Source organism: Asticcacaulis sp. W401b (assembly GCF_046503825.1).
Classification (GTDB): Bacteria; Pseudomonadota; Alphaproteobacteria; order Caulobacterales; family Caulobacteraceae; genus Asticcacaulis.
In genome coordinates, this window is the sequence record NZ_JBKFEE010000012.1 from 62,546 (window position 1) to 82,984 (window position 20,439).

The 20,439-nt window shown below is 57.4% G+C and carries 14 protein-coding genes and 2 pseudogenes; 10 read left to right on the forward strand and 6 right to left on the reverse strand.

Translation table 11 applies throughout. The features are described 5' to 3' along the window. Window positions 1-10 precede the first annotated feature (10 nt). From ACK8OE_RS17145 to ACK8OE_RS17180, 8 genes and pseudogenes are all read left to right on the forward strand, one after another. Window positions 11-3,055, forward strand: coding sequence for a TonB-dependent receptor (locus tag ACK8OE_RS17145; protein ID WP_410273576.1), 3,045 nt, complete (start codon window positions 11-13; stop codon window positions 3,053-3,055). 358 nt (window positions 3,056-3,413) lie between these two features. After that, entirely contained in the window at window positions 3,414-5,966 is a 2,553-nt protein-coding gene (locus ACK8OE_RS17150) for a GH92 family glycosyl hydrolase (protein WP_410273577.1), read from the forward strand. Window positions 5,967-6,010: 44 nt separating this feature from the next. Beyond that, window positions 6,011-9,142 carry a glycoside hydrolase family 2 TIM barrel-domain containing protein gene (locus ACK8OE_RS17155; RefSeq protein ID WP_410273578.1) on the forward strand — a complete coding sequence of 1,044 codons (3,132 nt, stop codon included), beginning with the start codon at window positions 6,011-6,013 and terminating at the stop codon, window positions 9,140-9,142. Between the two features lie 14 nt (window positions 9,143-9,156). Next, window positions 9,157-9,462 (forward strand): hypothetical protein, encoded by a 306-nt coding sequence (locus ACK8OE_RS17160; RefSeq protein ID WP_410273579.1) that lies wholly within the window; start codon window positions 9,157-9,159, stop codon window positions 9,460-9,462. Window positions 9,463-9,478: 16 nt separating this feature from the next. Continuing rightward, on the forward strand, window positions 9,479-10,411 hold the full coding sequence (locus tag ACK8OE_RS17165; RefSeq protein ID WP_410273580.1) for a family 43 glycosylhydrolase: 933 nt from the start codon (window positions 9,479-9,481) through the stop codon (window positions 10,409-10,411). Window positions 10,412-10,454: 43 nt separating this feature from the next. Further along, a complete protein-coding gene (locus ACK8OE_RS17170; protein WP_410273581.1) occupies window positions 10,455-12,503 on the forward strand; it encodes an alpha-L-fucosidase in 2,049 nt (682 codons plus the stop codon). A gap of 34 nt (window positions 12,504-12,537) precedes the next feature. Next, window positions 12,538-13,434, forward strand: a pseudogene (locus ACK8OE_RS17175) (tryptophan halogenase family protein). A gap of 503 nt (window positions 13,435-13,937) precedes the next feature. Beyond that, window positions 13,938-14,864, forward strand: coding sequence for a hypothetical protein (locus ACK8OE_RS17180; protein WP_410273582.1), 927 nt, complete (start codon window positions 13,938-13,940; stop codon window positions 14,862-14,864). Between the two features lie 129 nt (window positions 14,865-14,993). On the opposite strand, the gene ACK8OE_RS17185 is transcribed toward ACK8OE_RS17180, so the two are convergent. The 6 genes and pseudogenes from ACK8OE_RS17185 to ACK8OE_RS17210 all read right to left on the reverse strand — a co-directional run. Continuing rightward, on the reverse strand, window positions 14,994-15,821 hold the full coding sequence (locus tag ACK8OE_RS17185) for an IS256 family transposase (RefSeq protein WP_410273583.1): 828 nt from the start codon (window positions 15,819-15,821) through the stop codon (window positions 14,994-14,996). Then, window positions 15,740-16,066, reverse strand: a complete 327-nt coding sequence (locus tag ACK8OE_RS17190) for a hypothetical protein (protein WP_410273584.1) — start codon at window positions 16,064-16,066, stop codon at window positions 15,740-15,742. Before ACK8OE_RS17190 ends, ACK8OE_RS17185 begins: the two co-directional genes overlap by 82 nt. Beyond that, the gene (gene tnpC / locus ACK8OE_RS17195; protein WP_410273585.1) at window positions 16,066-17,646 is read right to left on the reverse strand and encodes an IS66 family transposase; all 1,581 of its coding nucleotides are present in this window, start codon (window positions 17,644-17,646) and stop codon (window positions 16,066-16,068) included. The genes ACK8OE_RS17190 and tnpC overlap by 1 nt, the downstream gene beginning before the upstream one ends. Window positions 17,647-17,719: 73 nt before the next feature. Beyond that, window positions 17,720-18,067: an IS66 family insertion sequence element accessory protein TnpB gene (gene tnpB / locus ACK8OE_RS17200; RefSeq protein WP_410271897.1), complete on the reverse strand. Its 348-nt coding sequence runs from the start codon at window positions 18,065-18,067 to the stop codon at window positions 17,720-17,722. Then, complete coding sequence (gene tnpA, locus ACK8OE_RS17205; protein WP_410273586.1) at window positions 18,064-18,420, reverse strand: IS66-like element accessory protein TnpA; 357 nt, start codon at window positions 18,418-18,420, stop codon at window positions 18,064-18,066. Before tnpA ends, tnpB begins: the two co-directional genes overlap by 4 nt. Window positions 18,421-18,509: 89 nt before the next feature. After that, a pseudogene (locus ACK8OE_RS17210) lies at window positions 18,510-18,992 on the reverse strand (transposase); the annotation flags it as partial. A 60-nt stretch (window positions 18,993-19,052) separates the two neighbouring features. On the opposite strand from ACK8OE_RS17210, the gene ACK8OE_RS17215 reads away from it, so the two are divergent. After that, window positions 19,053-19,772 (forward strand): hypothetical protein, encoded by a 720-nt coding sequence (locus tag ACK8OE_RS17215; protein ID WP_410273587.1) that lies wholly within the window; start codon window positions 19,053-19,055, stop codon window positions 19,770-19,772. Window positions 19,773-19,849: 77 nt separating this feature from the next. Beyond that, complete coding sequence (locus tag ACK8OE_RS17220) at window positions 19,850-20,401, forward strand: hypothetical protein (protein ID WP_410273588.1); 552 nt, start codon at window positions 19,850-19,852, stop codon at window positions 20,399-20,401. The last annotated feature ends 38 nt before the right edge of the window (window positions 20,402-20,439 follow it).

Here is a 20,439-nt window from a genome sequence, read left to right on the forward strand (position 1 = left end):
GGAACCCATCGTGCACCTTTTAAATACTCAAAGAAAATCTAACTGGAAAGCAGCGCTGCTCGGCGCCACAATTATCGGTGGGTTCCCGGTCGGTGTTTTGGCTCAAGAAGCGGCAAGCGATGCGGCTTCGGTGGAAACCGTCGTCGTTACCGGCTTCAAGAAAAGCTACATGGATGCGGTCCGTGCGAAGCGGAACAACATCGAAATTTCTGACGGTATTGCTTCTGATGGCCTGGGTCGCTTTCCGGATCTGAACGTCGGTGAAGCCTTGCAACGTGTTCCTGGCGTACAGATCAACCGGGAAGCCGAAGGACGTAATGCGACGATTAATGTCCGCGGCATGCCGGGCTCCTATGCGCAAACGACGATCAATGGTATCGCCTTTGCTTCTCCGCCGTCGTTAGCGAATGATCAGGGCACGCCCTTGGGTGCGTTCAACTCTGACATCTTCTCGGCTTTCGTGATTCAGAAGTCCCCGATGGCCAATGCGCCCTCGGGCGGTCTATCGGGTAACGTGGACATGCAGATCGCTGGCGCACTTTCGCGTCAGGAGGGGGGACTTTTCAAGGCGTCGTATGAGTATAACGAAGTTGGCGGCACGACAGCGCCGGCTTTCACGGTTGGCTACAACAAGCGCTTGGCAGAAAACCTCGCGGTTTTTGGCACCGTGGCTTATCGCAAAGAAAACTTCCGTCGCGATACACTGCGCTTTAACGGCTACAGCCGCCTGACGCCAAGCCTGACCGGGTTGACGCAGTCGCAGTTCGCTGCCACGTACGGCGACTATTATTCGGCGACGGCCTGCCCGTCTTCGGGTTCGTTCTGTCGCACGCTGAATGACGCTGTCGGGGCCACGACTGGCCAAAACTTCAACACGGCGACCACGGGTTCGAAAGGCAATACCGGCGTCTATGCGCTGGATGCTATCCGTCAGTACACACGCACAAACGAAGGTGATCTTTGGACGGCGTCGGGTGGCGCAGAGTGGCGTCCCAATGATAATACTAAGCTCGGTATTGTAGGCTACTACACCGATCGCGACCTACCGAAGACGACCCAGCACTTCCTGATCAACGCTGTGTGGTCTGGTGCGGGTACAATGACGCCTTCTGGTACGCCGGTTCAGACCTCAGACGGTCGCTGGCTTTATGAAACCGTAACCCACAATAACTTTCCGGCCAAGATTTCCACCCGTCAGTATGGTCAGCACCAAAAGGCGGGCGGTGTTGTCGCCAACGCAGAGTGGTCAGACGAAACGTGGAAGATTGATGGTGTCTTGGCCCTATCAAAGGGTGAAAACTCGTCGATTGAAACCGAGCTTAACCTCCAGACCAATTCCGTTACGGGTGGGACCAATGGCGTAAGCGGGACCATCACCACGGGCTTTGGTGATATTGATCGTTTCAACTACACCGTAACCCCAACACCGGCCAACCGTCTGTTCACCACAGGGTGGGTTTGGCAGGGCGCTTCGAACGCCATTAACGCCAACGCGTCTGATCCCGCCGGTTATCTTCAGCCGGGCGGTGTCTACTACTTCAGCCTGTCGGGGTCGGAGTCGCTGGCTGAGGAAACGGTCAATTCGGCCCAGGTCAATGTCGAGCGTTTTGTAAAGTTTGGTCCGGTCACCAGCGTCAAAGGCGGCGTGATGTTGCTGAAAAACAGCTTCAAATCGCGTGGCTTCCGGAATATGGGCTATGGTCTGCAAATGCAGAACATCACTGCCGACATGGTCTATACCCCGTCCTTCGTCGATGACTTCATGGGTGGGAAGGCGAACATCACTCGCAACTGGATCACGTTCGACGCGGAACGTTTTATTTCCGCAGTGAAGCCGGTTACGCCCTATACGCCTTCGGGCGGCGGGCTGACGACGGCTGGCTTCAACATTCAATATGCTGACGGTGCCTTTGCTGACTACAACTATAACACCGAAAACACGGTCAGCCAGGCATATATCCAATTCAAATACGACACTGAAATCCTCGGTCGCCGTGTTCACGGGAACTTTGGTACTCGCTACGAATCTACGGAAAACACCATCGACTCGTACGATGTTATCACGCCGTTCACAAACTCGGTCGGATCGTTGGCGAACTTCAAGTGGCAGCAAATCGAGAACAGCTACGACTTCTGGCTGCCTTCGGCCATCTTCGCCGCCGAGCTGCGTGATGATCTGATCCTGCGCGGGGCCTACTACAAGACCTATGTACGTCCGCAGCCGAGACAGTATTCGCCTGTAACGCGTATTACGCCGTCACAAGTACTTAACGCCACCCTGTCCACGCCCACCACGAGCGTCTATGACGTGAGTGTGCGCATCGGCAACAACAAGCTGAAGCCATACCTAGCCGATTCGTATGACCTGTCGCTGGAATGGTATAACCGCCCCGGCGGCGTGATCTCGCTTGCCTACTTCAAGAAGGTTATCACCGGTCGGGTCGTCGGCACCTCGGACCCGGCGATCCTTTGCCCGGCGGATGGCTCGACCTGGGGTTTTGGACCTCTCTCTTGGGACGGCCAGTACTGCACGGCGACCAGCCTGTCCTCGGCCGCTAAGGTCGTGCACGTAAACTCGTCGGGTGCCTACAACCTCGACAGCGATACGACGGTTGAGGGCCTTGAGTTCAACATCCAGCAGAACCTCGACTTCCTGCCGGGCTTCTGGAAGAACTTTGGGGGAAGCTTCAACTACGCCTACACAGACTCTAAGAGCCCCGCTATCGCACCCTTCCCGGGTATTTCCAAGCACGCGATGAACGCCATCGTTTTCTATGAGACGCCCAAATACGGTATTCGCGCGATCTATAACTATCGCACCGATTATCCTCTGAACGCGAACGGCACCTATACGGGCGCTGCACGTTCGGTGAAGGAACGTGGGCAGCTTGACCTGTCGGCTTCGTACAACGTGACCGACCGGTTCAGCATCTCCCTTGATGCCTACAACGTCACCGACGAAATGCGCTACGAGTACGAAAACGACGAGCGCTTTGTTCGCTGGATTGACTATGACGGCCGCACGATCACGCTCACAGCGCGTGCGACCTTCTAAAGTTATCCCACCGCTGGGCGGGCTACGTTGCTGGCTCCCCCACCTTTCTTCGGGTTAACCACCTCTCAAATTGGGCGGCCTTGTGGCATTTGGCTACCCGATGACTGAAGTACCGCGTACTTGAAGCCCCTCCCTTAAGTATGCCACTTCACCCCCGACTGGGCGGGCTAGCGCTTCCCGTTAGCCCGCCTTTTTTTTATTGAGATAGATGTCCACAGAATTGGATCGAACTACTTAGCGTTTCGCGATTCGACGCGTAAGCTCCCTTTGCGATAAGCCACTGCAGGCCTGCCACCTCAGGCTCACGGTTGGGCTTCGGACGGGGGTAAGTCGCGATAAATATATCAGGAAGGACCGCATGACCCGATCGACCCGTGCCCTCTTACTGGCCTCCGTCCTAATCTGCCCGCCATTTGCGGCTATTGGCCAGACGGCACTCTATACCCTGCCTGATCTGCGTATCGGCCTTGGCAATGACAATGAGGGCGACACCATCCCTGGCCCGGCGCGTCCGAATGGCTCGATCCATCCCTCGCCGGAAACGCTCAATCCCAATAATTCCGGCTACAATCCGGCCGAAAAGATCAGCGGCTTTGGTCAGTTGCATACGCAGGGCTCAGGCGGCGTTACGACCTATGGGACGTTTTTGCTGTCACCGCAGGTGGGGGCGCCCCTGTTCAATGAGCCCGACCATCTCTCGGACAAGGCCAATGTTGAGATGGCGGCGGATTACTATGCGGTCGATCTGACGCGATATAAGACGCGGGTCGAAGTTACCCCCGCCCACTATTCGGCTCTCTATCGTCTGACCTATCCACAAACCGATGAGGCCCAGCTGGTTATCGATGTGACGCGCAAGGTCGGCGGTTTGGTCGCCTCCGAAGCGGCCGAGGTGACCTATGATCCGCAAACCGGCAAGGTGGTCGGTCATGTGAAGGCCAAGGGTTACTGGAACCCGGCTCTGATCGACATTTGGTTCGTTGCCAAAGTCAGTCAAAAGGCCACGCGCTGGGGCATTTTCGACAAAGCGACGGCGAAACCGGGGGCGAGCGCGGGCCGGACAGGCCCCGATCAGCGGCTGGGGGCCTGGCTGACTTTCAAGGGCGACCCGTCAAAGCCGGTAATGGTCAAGCTGGCCGTCTCCTTCACTAGCGCGGAAACCGCTGAGGCGCTTCTTGATCAGGAGATTCCGAATTGGGACTTCGATGCTGTGCGGCAACAAACGCAGGTGGCGTGGAATGCGCAACTGTCCAAGATCGAAGTCTCAGGCCTGACCGAGGCCCAGACGCGGCGCTTTTATACCGCCCTTTATCACGCCTCCATTCAGCCGCGCGACCGCTCGCTGGATCAGCCCAAGGCCCAACTCAATCGGCCCAACTGGGACGATCACTATACACTGTGGGACACCTACCGCACCCTGCTCCCGCTGATGTCTTTGATTTCGCCTAAGGATTACACCTCCAACCTCAACAGCCTCATCCATACGTTTGATAAATTCGGGGCGGCGGATACGGCCATCATCGGTGGCCAAAACTACCATGTGGGCCAGGGTGGCGATGAGGTGGATAACGTGCTGGGTGAGGCGCTTATCCGCGGCGCAGACGGCGTGGACTGGTCGCAGGCCTGGCGCGTCACGCATTTCAATGCTTTTGAGCGCCGCCGTCCGCGCTATCTCACCGACGGCTATTTCGGGGTAGGCGATCTCAGCCCCGAACCGAACAATCAGCGCGCAAAATCCGGCTCATCTACGCTGGGCTTTGCCCTGAATGACTACTATGCGGCGCAGATGGCGCAAAAGACCGGCCACACGGAAGAAGCGCAGACGCTCCTCAAGCGCTCAGCCAACTGGAAAAAAATCTGGAACCCGGCCACGCAGAGCGACGGGTTCAGTGGCTTCCTGATGCCGCGCTATCCGAACGGCACGTTTCAGGACATCGACCCCAAGCTGGGCTGGGACGGTAAGGTGCACAACAATGTCGGCTATTACGAAGGCACGGCATGGATCTATTCTTACGGCGTGTTGCATGATCTCGATGGCCTGATCGAGGCGATGGGCGGCCGCGTGCGCTTTAACGAGCGCCTGCAATATGCCCTGAGCGCGCATCTGATCGACATTACCAATGAGCCGTCCTTTTCGACGCCGTGGCTGTTCCACGCTATCGGGCGCGCCGATCAGTCGTCCTACTGGGCGCGCGATACCTTCAAATACTTTACCGATACGGTCTATCCCGGCGATGAAGACGCCGGCGCGATGAGTTCCAACTACGTCTTCAACCGTCTGGGTCTATTTCCGAAGCTGACGACCGACCGCTACTATCTGCACGGGCCGCGTCATGCGCGCAGTGTCCTGCATCTTGAGAATGGTAAGGCCTTCGAGATCACCGCCACAAATGCCGGGGCGGACCGGCCCTATATCGCCGCGGTGACGCTGAATGGTCAGCCGCTTGAGACGCCCTATGTGACTCAGGCGCAAATCCGGGGTGGCGGGCAGCTCGCCTTCACCATGAGCGACACAGCCGGTCAGTGGGTCTATGACGGGGCGGTCGTGGGGGTTAAGGCCTCGGTGCCTGCGCTTGCGGATGGCAAGACCTCGACGAGCTGGGCTGCGGCGCCCGGACGCAGCGCGACGTTTGAGCGATCCGGACCGGTTTGCCTCAAAGCCTACAGCCTTAGCGTTGGCGCAGAGGGGCCGATGCTTTCGGCGTGGCGACTGGAGGGCTGGGACGGGAAGCGCTGGCGCGAACTGGACCGCCGCAAGGGGGAGGTCTTTGACCGTCCGCACATGACGCGCGTGTTTGACCTCAAAACCGCTGCCTATACCCGCTATCGGCTGCACATGGCCGGAAAGGCAAAGGCACAGGTGGCCGAGATCGAATTCATTGCAGGGCCACCCCAAACCTGCGTTCAGTAATTGGCTTTCAGGCGTCTTGCGGCGTCTCAACCACGGGAAACACCATGTCTTATCGTCCTTACGCGCTGGCCTCGGTTCTCACCGGGCTGGCGATGCTTGCGCCTGTGCCATCGTTTGCACAAACGCCCCCACCGCAGGGGGCGGCGGAATGGGAGCAGCCTGAGGTGGTGGCGGTGAACCGCGAGCCGATGAAGGCGACGTTCTTCAATTTCGAGAGCCGTGATCTGGCGCTGAAGGGCGACAAGGCTGCCTCAAAGCGCTTCCTGTCGCTGGATGGCACCTGGGATTTCAAATTCTCCAAAGGCGTCGATAACCGCCCCAAGGACTTCTATAAGACCGGTGCGAACCTCAGCGGCTGGGACAAAATTCAGGTCCCCGGCATGATTCAGGCGCAGGGCGACGGCAAGTTCGGCCTGCCCGAATTCTGGAATATCAAATACCCCTTCCCGGCCAATGAGCCCTTCATCCCGCACGATATGATCGAGGTGGGGTCTTACAAACGCAGCTTCGACGTTTCGGCCGACTGGGCCGGGCAGGATGTGTTTCTGCATATCGGGGCGGCGGGCGCGGCCTACTACATCTGGGTCAATGGCGAGAAGGTCGGCTATTCGGAAGATTCCAAGCTGCCGTCCGAATTCAATGTGACGAAATTCCTCAAGCCCGGTCAGAACGAGATCGCGCTGGAAATCTACCGCTACGCCGACGGCTCCTATCTGGAGGATCAGGACTTCTGGCGGCTGTCGGGCATCGAGCGCTCGGTCTATCTCTACGCCGAACCGAAGACGCGCCTGCGCGATTTCACCGTGCGCGCCACGCTCGACAAGACCTATACGGACGGCGTCTTTGCGCTGGAGGCCGAACTGGCCGGTCAGAAGGGTGCGGCCACGGTGACCGCCACCGTCTATGACGGCGAGACGCAGGTGCTGAAAACCTCAGGCAAGGCCAGTGTCGGCAAGCCGGCGCAACTGAGCGGCACGCTCAAGGGCGTCAAGGCGTGGACGGCGGAAACGCCCAACCTCTACCGGCTGGTGATCGAGGTCACCGACGCCAAGGGCAATCTGATTTCGGCCACCTCGAAGAAGATCGGTTTTCGCACGGTGGAAATCCGCAATGGCGAGGTGCAGGTCAATGGCAAACGCATCCTGATCAAGGGCGTCAATCGCCACGAGCACGACCCGAAGACCTACCGCGTCATGACGCCGGAGCTGATGCGCAAGGATGTCGAGATGATGAAGCAGGCGAACGTCAACGCGCTGCGCACCTCGCACTATCCCAATGATCCCTACCTCTACGACCTCGCCGACGAATACGGCCTCTACATCATGGATGAGGCCAATATCGAGAGCCATGAATATATGACGCTGGGCCGCGACACCGGCGATGTCAGCGTGCAACTGGGCTACAAACCTCACTGGGCCGCCGCTCATCTCGATCGTGTGGGCCGCATGGTTGAGCGTGACAAGAACCACCCCTCGATCATCTTCTGGTCGCTCGGCAATGAGACGGGGGTTGGCCCCAATTTCGAGGCTGCGGCGAAATGGGTGCGCCAGAGGGATCCGACGCGCCTGATCTCCTTCCTCGGCTACAGCGCCCTGACCGAGGAGCACAGGCCCAATGCCTATGTCGATATCTACGCGCCGATGTACGACGATATCGACCGGATGCGTGATTATGCCGAAGACCCACAATTCACCCAGCCGATGATCCAGACGGAGTATGCTCATGCCATGGGCAACAGTCTGGGCAACTTCGCCGACTACTGGGAGACGATCCGCGCGCACAAAAAGCTTCAGGGGGGCTTTGTCTGGGACTGGGTCGATCAGTACGTCTATGCCAAAGACGCCAAGGGTCGCACCTATTGGGCCTCAGGCTTTGACCTCAACCCCAAACACGGTGACAACAGTGTCATTGGCGACGGTGTGGTCAAGGCCGACCGTGACCCGGACCCCGAATACTACGAGTTGCGCCACGTTCAGGCCCCGCTTGTTTTCAGCCGCGACGCGGCTGGCACGGTTTCTGTTCAGAACCGGCACGATTTCATAGATTTATCGGGTTATGAGCTGCGCTGGGAACTGGCGCTGGACGGTCGTGTTCAGGCCAGCGGCACGCTGCCGACACCTGTGGTCAAGGCCGGTGAAACGAAGCCACTGACTCTGAACCTGCCTGACCTGCCCGCCGACGGCGAAGCCATCCTGAGCCTGCGCGCGGTTTCACGTGAAGGCGCGATCAAAGGCGTGCCGGGCGGTACCGAGCTCGCCTTTGGCCAGTTTATCCTGCGTCCGGCCACGCCCCTATTGTCCCTGAAAGAGGGCGGCGTTCAGTTGTCGCGCACCAACGAGGCTCTGTCGCTCAAGGCCGCCGCCCGTCAGTTGACGGTAGACCTGCGCACGGGCCAGATGCGTTACGAACAGGGGGGGCGCCGCCTTCTCAGCGGCGGGACGCCCAACTTCTGGCGCGGCCTTACCGATAATGATGTCGGCATCGGCCTCGCCAAAAGTCACGCCGACTGGAAGCACTATTCCACCACAAGGCGTCTGCTGGGTATCGACAGCGGCCCCGACCGCATCAAGGTGCGCTATGCGCTAGGTGAAGGCGGCGGGCGCTTTGACATCACCTATCAGATGGCTGCCGACGGTCAGGTCGATGTCACCGCTGACTTTGTGCCGTTAAAAGACGATCTGCCTGACCCGCTGCGCGTCGGTCTGCGCTTTGATTTTGATGCGGCACTGGACGGGCTGAACTGGTACGGGCGCGGGCCGTGGGAAAGCTATGCCGATCGCAAGACGGGCGCGGCGCTGGGGCTTTATAGCGGGTCCGTGCGGGCGCAGTATCACGACTATGCCCGCCCGCAGGAATCGGGCAACAAGACCGATGTGCGCTGGCTGAGCCTGTCTGATGCGTCGGGCTTTGGTGTCCGCGTCAGTGGGGCGCAGCCCCTGTCGGTCAATGCCCTGCCGTTCCCCTATGAGGACCTCTATATGCGCCCGCAAGGCACGTGGAAGTCCTCAGATATTGCGCCGCGTGGTGACGGGTCGCTGCTGGTCGATATCGCTCAGGCGGGTGTCGGCGGCGATACCGGCTGGAACAGTATTGGACGCCCGCTGGTTAAATACCGCATCCCGCTTCAACCGGTCAGCTATCGCTTCCGCCTGACGGCCACCGAAAAGACGAATTAAACAGAGGAAATCCCATGTCACGAGTCTGGCTTTTTTCGACCCTGCTACTGGCCTGTTCGGGCGCGGCCTCGGCGGCGGACACCACCCTGTTTGACGGCACGCAGCCGCTCAGCATCGTCCACGACAAGAACGAAACCGTGTCTCTGGCGGCGCAGATGCTTTCGGATGACCTCAAGGCCCTGACGGGTCAGACGGCGAAGGTATCAAAACGCCTTTCAGACTGCGCGCCACAAAGAGCAGTATTTCCGATCGATCTTTGTCCTTTGGTCAATCACGCGCGATCCATATCGACCGGGCGCAATGATGTCGCGGCATTATAGAACAGGAGTGAGTTTAATGAAGATATGGATGAGCCTTGCAGGCTCCCTACTTGTGGCGACGGCGAGTCCGTCCACCGCAAAAAATCCTGCCCCTGCGACACCGATTGCGCAGCGTTTCAATGGCGATCCGTCTCCGCACTATTTTGCCGGCAAGTTTTATCTCTACGCCACCGATGATGGTTCCAATTCGGGTAAATATTGGGATTCGACCTCGTGGCGTCTCTATACGTCAAAGGATATGAAGACCTGGAGCGATGATGGTGCCTTCCTGAGCGTCGATGTCTTTAAGTGGGCGCGTCCCGACGCCAAGGCCTGGGCGCCGGAGGCGGCGTATCGCAACGGTAAATACTACTATTATGCCCCGGTCGGCGGCGACAAGATCGGTGTTGCCGTTGCCGACAAGCCGCAGGGACCGTTCCGCGACGGTCGCACCGATGCGCTGGTGGATAAGGCCCGTGATGACAATGCCGGGGCCGAACCTATTGATCCCGCCGTCTTCGTCGATGGCGACGGTCAGGCCTATATGTATTTCGGCACGCGCGTCCCAAAGGTTGTGCGGCTTGGCAAGGACATGGTGTCGACCGTAGGGCCGATTGAAGATGTCGTGGTTACGGGCTGGCCTTCGGACGATCCGAAGAAGAAATACGGTGAAGCCCCTTTCCTGCACAAGCATGGAGGCCTCTATTACTTCACCTTCTCGACCGGTTGGCCCGGCCAGATCGTCTACGCGACGGCCAAATCACCCATGGGCCCGTTCGAATATCGGGGTGTGATCCTCGATTATCGCACCATCAACACCAACCACCAGGCCATCATCAAGCATAAGGGCCAGTGGTGGATGTTCTACCACGACAACCTGCTTCCCGGCGGGGGCGGCTATCGCCGTTCCATCACTTTTGCACCTCTGGTGCATCGTGCAGACGGAACGATCGAACAGATCAGCCGATAGATTTTCTTTCATGGCGCTTTTTAAGGACACCGAGATGATCAAGATGACGAGACGTACGGCGATGGTAGCCGGTGCGGCCACCCTGTCCACCTTCTCAGCTCGCGCGGGCACGGCCGTGGAGACTATTGCGCCTTTCGGTGCAACGCCGTCCGCGCGGCAGGCGCGCTGGCACACACTCGAAACCTACGGCTTTGTGCATTTCACCATAAACACCTTCACCGATCGGGAGTGGGGGTATGGCGACGAGTCTCCGAACCTGTTCAACCCCAGCGATTTCAGTGCCGATCAGATCGCGAGCGCGGCTGTAGCCGGTGGCCTTAAGGCAATTATGCTCACGGCTAAACATCATGACGGCTTCTGCCTATGGCCAAGTGCCTATACGGAGCATTCGATCAAGGCGAGCCCGTACAAAGGCGGCAAGGGCGATATTGTTCGTGAAATCTCTGACGCCTGCGCGCGCCATAGTCTGCAGTTCGGCCTGTATTTGTCGCCGTGGGATCGTAATCATGCACAGTATGGTACTGAGGCCTACGTGCAATATTATCACAACCAGCTGCAGGAGTTGACGACCCAGTATGGCCGTCTTTTCTCCGTATGGTTTGACGGGGCCAACGGTGGCGATGGCTATTATGGCGGCGCGCGCGAGCGTCGCCGTATTGACGGTCAGACCTATTATCAGTGGGACAAGGTGCGTGAGATCGTCCGCAAAAATCAACCGGAAGCGGTCATGTTCGCCGATGCGCACATGGACATCCGCTGGGTCGGCAATGAAGAGGGGCATGCGGGCGATCCCTGCTGGCCGACGGTCGATGCCACGCCCTTTACCAAGGCCAAGGGCAATAGCGGTACGCGCAATGGAGAGTTCTGGAATCCGGCGGAGACGGACGTCTCCATTCGTCCGGGCTGGTTCTGGCATGCGGATGAAAAGCCGCGCACGGCCGCGAACCTAATGCGCCTCTACTTCGAGTCCGTCGGACGGGGCACGAACCTGCTTCTGAATATGGCCCCGGATCGCCGAGGCCGCGTGCCCGATGCCGATATCCGCGAACTAATTGAGTGGAAAGCGCTTCGGGACAAATTGTATGCCGTCGATCTCGCCAGGGGCGCGCGCGTCAAGGCGTCAAGCGAAAACACGGCGAAGCACGCGGCCGCCAATCTGCTGTCGACAAAAGGGTACTGGGCTGCGAAGGCCGCTGATAAGACGGGGGCATGGGTCGAAGTGGCCTTGCCGAAAGCCCGGACTTTCGATGTCATCCGCCTTGCCGAGGATATTTCCTTGGGTGTGCGTGTCGACACCTTCGCCGTCGATGTTCGGGAAAAGGGGCAATGGCGGCAGGTCGCGGAACACCGCTGCATCGCTTACAAGCGGCTGGTGACCTTGCCCGAACCTGTCACGACGGATCGGGTACGCATTCGTTTTGTGAAGGCGGATGCTTCCCCTGTGGTCGGGCAGTTCGCGCTCTATCTGCGGCCTCCGGCCCTCGAAGCCCCTTCGGTGATCCGGGACCCGACCGGCCACGTATCGCTCAAGGCCTACGATCCGCGCGCGCGCATCCACTACACGGTCGATGGCGCAGCGCCCACGAAGGACAGCCCTGTCTACGAACAGGCGCTTTCATTGCCTCAGGGGGGGACGGTGCAGGCGATCGCGCACCTACCGTCCGGGGTAACGAGCGATCTCACGTGCGTCGATTTCGACATCTCGCCCGTCGCGTGGACTGTGATTGCGCCGACGCAAACCCTGTTTTCCGATGCCAAGTTCGCCGCGACCTCGGCCGGGGCCTACGAAGTCATGTTCGACCTACAGGCGTCTTATACGCTGAAGGGCTTCACCTTGACGCCCGGAACCACCAATCCCCTTCTGCATGAGGGCCCGCCTGCCGGTTACCGCATCTGGGTAAGCGAAGAGCCGACGAAATGGGGCACGTCGGTCAAGGACGGCGAATTCTCGAATATCGCCAACAACCGGGCAGTCCAGACCATCCTCTTCGACAAGCCGGCTAGCGGGCGCTACGTTCGACTTGAATTGCCAGCCCCGGTTCCGGGAAGCGAGAAGGTGGCGTTTCAGTCGTTCGGTATCCTGACCCGTTAGGCCTTCGGCCCCTGACGCTCGGAGTGAGGTACACATGAGCAAACCGATCCGTAAAGTCGTGATTGCCGGCGGTGGCACCGCCGATTGGATGACTGCGGCGTGGCTGTCGAAAACCCTGAAAGGGGATTTGGAAGAGATCGTCCTGGTCGAAAGTGACGAGATCGCGACCGTCGGCGTGGGTGAGGCGACCACGCCCTATATCCAGATCTATAATCAGGTGCTGGAGATCGACGAGGCCGCCTTTCTCAAAGCGACCCATGGCACGTACAAGCTCGGGATCGAATTCGGCGGCTGGGGACACGAAACCAATCGCAATTTTCATGCGTTCGGCACCTATGGTCGCGACTTTGGCGCCCTGCCTTTTCACGCGGTGTGGCTTCGCCGCGCGCTCGAGGAGAGGGCCGAGCGCCTGGAGGATTCCAACCTTCAAGCCCTGGCGGCAGAAAGCAACCGCTTTATGCGACCGTCGGGGTAAAACTCACCGCAGGCCGAGATTGCCTACGCCTACCATTTCGACGCCTCACTCTATGCCCGCTTCTTAAGGACGATGTCCGAGCACGCGGGGGTCACGCGCATCGAAGGCAAGATCGCGGACGTCAAGCTAGACGCCCGGGGTTTCATATCCGGTTTGCAACTGGACAAGGACCGCTTTATCGATGGCGATCTGTTCATCGATTGCACCGGATTCCGAGCCTTGCTGCTGGGTGAGGCGATGGGCGTTGGCTTCGAAGACTGGACGCATTGGCTGCCCTGCGATCGCGCCTATGCTATGCCCTCCGCGCCCACCGGCAAGCTTGAGCCATATGGGGGCACTTACGAGCCAAATTCAAAAATTAAGACAGGGAAGCGCAGGTCGCAAGTAATAGATGTGTTCCCAGACAAACAGCAATTTGAGCTGGTCATCGGTGACGGGCAAGCGTCGCATTATTAGCTATATTCTTTCACCTGTAGCAAAGGCGTTGAATGAAGCAGGCAGAGAGCGATGATGTGGCTCTTCAGACGCAACTTAACTGGGTGAAATCGAGGCTTCCTTACCAATTTTGCCGGGCAGCTAAAACAACGCCAAGAGGGAAAGTCTGGTTTGCGCTGAAAAGTTGTAAGTTGGGGCCGGAGCTGGTGAATTCCGGTCTCAAATCATAGAGTTATCACAGCGCGAGCCCGCTTACCCATTAATCCTGAGATCGATCAGTTATTTAGGTGCGTTTGAAACAAAAGCAAAATGCCATCGTATAACGGCAGTATCTTTGAGTCAGTCGCAATTCAAAGTTGACGAATGCCGCAAAACGCTGTCATCTGCGCTGAGTGTGGCCATGCCGCTGATATGGGGAAACTGACCTACCTGATCCAAAAGCCAGATACTAAACGTCAGTTTGACGAAGGCAATGCGTGCGCGTAACCCCATATGGGACTAGTTGTCATTCCGGAAGTCCATAGATGATGTTTATTCGAACCAAATTGGTCGCTTTATTGTTGGGATTATCCGTGGTGCCCGCATTTGCAGCGAGCCCAGCCGCAGCCCCCGTTGTCGATTTGCGGATTTCAAATAGCGATGCCAGGATTTTCAAGTTTGAGCCTGCGTCCGAAATCGATTGGAATTGTTCCATTTTCTCATCTTTTGTAACCGCCATACCTCCGCGTTCTATGTCACGGTTGCTTAAGAGGGGCGGCGTCAATGATGATGACACCAGTGCGCGGTCGCTCACCGACATCCGCCGGGATTTAAAGGCGACCTGTGAGCATATGGGCTTTGCGCAGAAGCGGCGCCGACAGCCGAAAGTTTCTCGTTCGAGTGAACACCCAGAGGATTTGTTGGATCGTTGCGATATACTAATCGGAGAAACAATTGCAGTAATCGGGCCTCATGTTTTGGAAGGCGCGCTTGGCATTGGAAAAGGCCCCTCATCTGAAGAGGTGGCGCGTCTTCTAAGCCTATCCACATTTGTAAAGGACTCTGTGGATCTGCGAATTCACGTTAGATACCAGTTCGCTCTACTATATTCCGCGCTATATTACGACGCTCTCTCAGATAATCGCTCTAAACCTATACTGAGAGAGCTAATTAGCGCCCTTCAATTCTACCCCACCGATGTCATTTCATGCGCAGGTTTCCAATTTCAGGCGGTCCTGCAATGCCAGGGTATTGATCCCGAACATCCGACCAACTTTGTAAATATACCGAACACATTTTTGCTTTCATCGACGGTTCTGCTTAGCCGCAAATACAATTTGGACTACGGTGGCTATGTTGCCAAGCGGCTGCAAATGGCGATCCTGTACAATGATCTCAATTCTACACTCTACAAGGCATCGCCATGTGCGTTTAGCAAGCATGCCCTTGAAGCGAACCTAGAAAAACTCTGAAAACAACAGCAATAAGGGGGGCAATATGCCAAGTCCAGCAAACAATTGGGTCGAGACAGGATCGTGTCCCGGGACGTGGTGTAACTGAGCGCGAGGCATCAGTGGCTTCCGGAGAGGTCCGGATTTTCGTCAGTTTGCCACAGCTGGCATGCTGAGAACTGGATCATCGCTGAGTTGTGCGATGGTTTCAAGGGTGATGTAGCGGCCGCGTTGAACCGTCCACTCGTCGTTCTGCTCCAGCAGGATAGCCCCAACGAGGCGGATAATGGCATCGTCGTTCGGGAAGATGCCTACGACATCGCAACGGCGCTTGATTTCGCCATTGAGCCGCTCAATCGGGTTTGTGCTGTGAAGCTTGATGCGGTGCTCCTTTGGGAAGGTCATGTAGGCCAGGACGTCATGCTCAGCTTCGTCCATGATCGTTGCCAGCTTTGGCATTTTGGGCCTGAGCTGATCGGCGACGCTTCGCCATTGTGCGCTGGCGGCTTCAGGCGTTTCCTGAGCGAAGGCGGTACCGATGAAGGCTGAGACGACCCGGCGGCCACTCTTGCCTGCATGGGCGCAGACATTGCGCATGAAGTGGACGCGGCACCGCTGCCAGGTGGCGTTCAAAACCTTCGATACCGCGCCTTTGATCCCGATATGTGCATCGGAGACGACCAGCTTGACGCCGCGCAGACCACGACGGGTCAGGTTGCGCAAGAACTCTGCCCAGATCGGTTCCGCTTCCGACGTGCCGACCTCCATGCCAAGAACCTCCCGTCGCCCGTCGCTATTGACGCCCACGGCGATGATGACGGCGACGGAGACAGTCCGAGCCCCACGGCGAACTTTCAGGTAGGTGGCATCAATCGTGAGCGTCCGGCAAACTGATTTTAAGGCTTCCCTTGGCCTTGGGCTTCGATTCGCGCCTGCTCTTTGGCCATTATGCGCTCGATAGCCTCTGGCTCTGAGCAATTTGCCACGAGGAAGCCGCGTAGCCCGCTGTCCCAGTTTCGGGCCTCCTCAAGCATTTCTTCGATGCACTGGATGCCTCGGTCCGTAAAGCCGGTCGCACCATGTTCGGAGCCGTCGCAGATATGGAGCATCTCGCCGTAGTCGATATTGTCGGGATTGCACGCGATCTCTTCAATGAGTTCGACGTCCTCGTCGAGGAGGTCCGCGACGGCTTTGGTCGTAAAGACGCGAGTCGCGCGCGCCATCAGGCGGCCGCCCCTGATGCTGGTTTCGCCGGCGCCATTACCCAAGGCAACAGTTCATGCAGTCGGTCTTCCGGATAATCCCTGATCACCGTCAGAACGTGGGTGAAGTAGGTCTCGGGATTATGGCCGTGCATTTTTGCCGTCTCGATGAGCGTCAGCACATTGGCGATGCGCTCGCCCCCCTTGTCGGAGCCGGCGAAGAGCCAGTTCTTTTTTCCGATTCCAATCGGGCGGATGGCCCTCTCAGCTATATTATTATCGATCTCGACACGCCCATCGTCGATGTAGACACTCAACGCCTCCCATCGCGATAAGGCATAGCGCATGGCCTCCGCCAGCTTCTGCTTCTGCGGGACGGTCGGCAGCATCGCCTCGATCCAGGCCTTGAGACTATCCAGCAACGGCCTGGCATGCTGCTGCCGTAACGCCCGACGTTCCTCGGCTGTCATGCCATGGATGCGCGCCTCGATGTCGTAAAGCGCGCCGATACGGCTCAGGGCTTCCTCGGCCACAGGCGAGGCTTTGAGCTTGATGACGTCATGGAACTTGCGCCGCACGTGCGCCATACACGCCGCCTCGGTAATCTTGTTGCCATATAGCTTCTTGTACCCGCCATAGCCGTCGGCGTGCATCACGCCGCTGAAGTCGGCCAGATGCGCCTCAGGGTGGATACCCTTGCGATCGGCACTGTAATAGTAGGCAACAGCCTTTGGCCGGCCATCCTTGTAGCCGCTGCCATCGAAGACGTAGACCCAGAGCCTCCCGGTTGCTGTCGTTCCTCGCCCAGGGTCCAGAACATCCACTGGGGTGTCGTCAGTGTGGATCCGGTCGGTTCCGGCGACATAGGCTTTGACCAACGTCACCAACGGCGCGATCAGAAGCGATACCCGCCCGACCCAGTCGGCCATGACGGATCGGGATATATCAATGCCCATCCGCTCATACATTTCTGACAGGCGGTAGAGCGGGATATGGTCATCGAACTTCGCGACCATGATGTGGGCCAGCAAGCTCGGCCCGGGTTTGCCCTTGGTAATCGGCAGCTTCGGCATCTCGCCCGCCACCGTGGTGTCGCAGTCCTTGCAGATCAGGCGCTTTTCGATGTGACGCACGACCTTCACCGAGGCCGGAACATGCTCCATGACATCGACGACCTTATCCGCCGCCTTCAGGAACGAAGCGCTGCCACAGGTCGGACAGTTGCACGGCGCCTCATAGACCTTGTCTTCACGCGGAAGATTGCCAGGCAACGGCTTGCGCTTCGGCGTCTTCTTGTCCTCTTCCGCCTCCGGAAGATCGTCCTTGCCCGAACGTGCTTCGGCCTCGGCCCGCGTCGCCTCGATCTCCTCGAGCATCAGCTCGTATTGCTCGATTTTACGCTCGACCTTTTCCGACGACGCCCCGTGAGTGCGATGCCGCAGCAGTTCTAACTGCCCGCGAAGCAGGGTAATGATGGCGTCTCGTTTGGCAACCTCGGCTTCGAGCGCAGCGCGATTTTTGTCCAGTTGCAGGGCCTGCTCAGCCACGAGCGCGCGCAGGGCGGCAAGCTCATCAGAGGCGTTGGCAGACATGATTTCCATGCCCGCAACACTAGCCGATTTGCGATCAAAACGCTAATGATTTCCCGCCTGTTTCCCTTACAAAATAAGCGTTTCAGCCGCTTCGCAAAGGCGCCGATGTCCATGCCGGACGACGCCAGTCTATGGCCTCAACGAGCATCGCCAACTGGCCCGCCGTCAGATGCGCAACCCCGTCCTTCGCCGTCGGCCAGGGAAAATATCCGCGCTCCAGGACCTTGTAATAAAGGCAAAAGCCCTGGGTATCCCACCACAGCAATTTAATCCGGTCAGCCCGCTTTCCCCGGAAGCCAAAGATCGCGCCCGATCCCGGATCCTGTTTAATCACTTCGCGCGCCAACGTCGCCAAACCGTCGATCCCGCGGCGCATATCCGTCACTCCACACGCCAGGTAGACCTTCACATTCCCCGACGGCCCGATCATGACGCTTCCACGCATGCGATCAGTGACGACAAAAGCCCTCGATCCAGATCCGCCGGCACCTTCAGGCTGCGACCGCCGCGCACCAAGATCTCAACGATCACCGCAAATCCAGAACCAGGACCTTCAGCCCCAGGTAACGACGCGCTAACAGACACGGGCACAAAGATCGGCCCCTCTGCCGCCTGCAGCTGACGACGCCACTGATAGATCTGCTGGGGACGCACATCGTGGCGACGCGCCACATGCGAGACTATCGCTCCCGGCACTGACGCCTCTCGCAAAATCAACGCTTTCTCTTCGCGAGACCGGCGCCGATAGCGCTCAACCCCGCTGATAACCTCATACCGACCCATGCCGAATGTTCCGTCACAAATGAATAACTTCTGACGGAAGTTTCGCTCACACCGAGCCCTCAACAAAATGTGGTCCCCGGACGCTTACCATCAATCCAGATGTAAGGCCATTCCCCCTCGATCGGACGGTCGAGAAACGCCTTCACGCGCTCATCGATTTCCTCACAAAGGCGGCTGACCTGGCTTTTCGAGATGCCGCTCATGCCCATGGCCTTGACCAGGTCGTCGATAGACCGCGTCGAGATGCCCTGAACATAAGCTTCCTGAATGACGGCTGTCAGTGCCTTCTCGGCCATGCGCCGTGGCTCCAGAAAGCTCGGGAAATAACTGCCTTTGCGAAGTTTCGGAATGCGCAGTTCGACCGTGCCGGCGCGCGTTTCCCAATCCCGATCGCGATAGCCGTTGCGCTGGACCATCCGTTCGCCGCTCTTCTCGTGGTAAGCCGCGCCGGTCACAGCGCCGACCTCCATTGCCATCAGGCGCTCGGCGGCAAAACCTATCATCTCCCGCAACAAATCGCTGTCGGAGGTCTTTTCAACAAGCCCTTTCAGGGCCATCATCTCATTGGTCATCGGTGGTTCTTTCGTCTCTGGAATGAGTGTAGGAACCCAAACCATATCCGAAAATCACTGATGGCCAACCCGCTACGCTTCAGGCTCGCCTGGCCCTTGAATGGGGCCGCGAGCCTGGCGCTTCGCTCTTACCCAATTACACCACCCGGTGGGACACGACCCCTTTACGCTTACACAGGTGGTGATCCAATTAACAATACGGACCCAACGGGTACCTGTAGCCTTCTATGGGAAGGCGGCGAGGGCTGTATTGGTAAGGCTGTTCAATATGTAAAAGATCTTTTCGATCGCACTCCAACAGGCCGCACCGTTCCGTTGATGGTGGGTGGAAGTGATTCCTTAGGTGGCAGCGGGGAAGTCATCTGGGTGCCGGAGTCAGTCGGTTTGCGAACGCAAACCGACACGCTCAACGCTATGGGGGGGGCTCTATTGCTGGGGGCCCTAGCAAAAGATGCGCCTAATATTAAAAGTAAAGGGATTAGTGCGCCTGATTACAGTTCAATTCCAAATCCAGCAAAGGTTACTGTTGGCGGAGATTTTACATTGGCTCAACGAAAAGCTGCTTTGGAGTTGAACATGAAAGCTAATGGAGGAGTTGTGAAATCCGACTATTCTGGTAAAGTCCTAACCAAGCCTAAAAAAAGTCAACGTGGTGTGACCCCCGATCCAAACGAATGGCAATTTGATCACAAGATAGCGAAAGCTAAAGGTGGGACGAATGAAAGTTCAAATATTGCCATTTGTAGCCGAGCTGAAAATCGCGCAAAGAGTTGCAGCTAGGAGCTTGTTATATGTACTCGATAACAAATATAAACTTATTACCTTCCATACCAATTGTTATGGATTTATGCCAATGCTTGGCGGTAGTCGATTGTATATTAATGCCTGAGTGGGAGTATCGTTATTTTTCGTTCAACTCTCTATGGAATTCTGAAGAAAATGAGAAAATGGCATCCATGAGAACTGGGCAAGGCCACGAATATTTCATTTCATTCAGCTCTAAAGGGGCAATTGGAAAAGTTTATAGTGGAATAGATGCCATGCCTTTCGCGATTGAATGGGACAAAGTCCCAAGGGTATTCGAGGGTTTCAAACTCGAGCCTGCGTTCAAAACGGAGGAGACAAGTTTCTTGTTTTGGAGGGAGGCCTTAGCGGAGCAGTGGAGCGTCAATCCAAGTTTGGAAAGTTATAATTTGTTATCATTTTTGGTTGGAGGAGCTGACTTTTATCAAAAATGGGCCGAAAATTATTACGGATTGTCTATAAATATTGATCACATTCGTGATGTTTTTAGCGGAAATTTGAATAAAGAAATTATTTATTCGCTGAACAGTGAGGTGGATATTTCTATCGTAGAAAATGATTTGCGCGAAATATACGGTCGGGAGTTCTTTTTGCATGATAAATAACGGCGTGGGCTGAGTTGTCCGGCGTCAGCGTGAATGGG

Excerpts from the sequence above, each read along its gene's own strand:
- ACK8OE_RS17150 (WP_410273577.1), top strand. The coding sequence starts at position 3,414 with ATGACCCGATCGACCCGTGCCCTCTTACTGGCCTCCGTCCTAATCTGC.
- ACK8OE_RS17155 (WP_410273578.1), top strand. The coding sequence starts at position 6,011 with ATGTCTTATCGTCCTTACGCGCTGGCCTCGGTTCTCACCGGGCTGGCG.
- ACK8OE_RS17160 (WP_410273579.1), top strand. The coding sequence starts at position 9,157 with ATGTCACGAGTCTGGCTTTTTTCGACCCTGCTACTGGCCTGTTCGGGC.
- ACK8OE_RS17165 (WP_410273580.1), top strand. The coding sequence starts at position 9,479 with ATGAAGATATGGATGAGCCTTGCAGGCTCCCTACTTGTGGCGACGGCG.
- ACK8OE_RS17170 (WP_410273581.1), top strand. The coding sequence starts at position 10,455 with ATGACGAGACGTACGGCGATGGTAGCCGGTGCGGCCACCCTGTCCACC.
- ACK8OE_RS17180 (WP_410273582.1), top strand. The coding sequence starts at position 13,938 with ATGATGTTTATTCGAACCAAATTGGTCGCTTTATTGTTGGGATTATCC.
- ACK8OE_RS17190 (WP_410273584.1), bottom strand. The coding sequence starts at position 16,066 with ATGGCGCGCGCGACTCGCGTCTTTACGACCAAAGCCGTCGCGGACCTC.
- tnpC (WP_410273585.1), bottom strand. The coding sequence starts at position 17,646 with ATGGAAATCATGTCTGCCAACGCCTCTGATGAGCTTGCCGCCCTGCGC.
- tnpB (WP_410271897.1), bottom strand. The coding sequence starts at position 18,067 with ATGATCGGGCCGTCGGGGAATGTGAAGGTCTACCTGGCGTGTGGAGTG.
- tnpA (WP_410273586.1), bottom strand. The coding sequence starts at position 18,420 with ATGGGTCGGTATGAGGTTATCAGCGGGGTTGAGCGCTATCGGCGCCGG.
- ACK8OE_RS17215 (WP_410273587.1), top strand. The coding sequence starts at position 19,053 with ATGGCCAACCCGCTACGCTTCAGGCTCGCCTGGCCCTTGAATGGGGCC.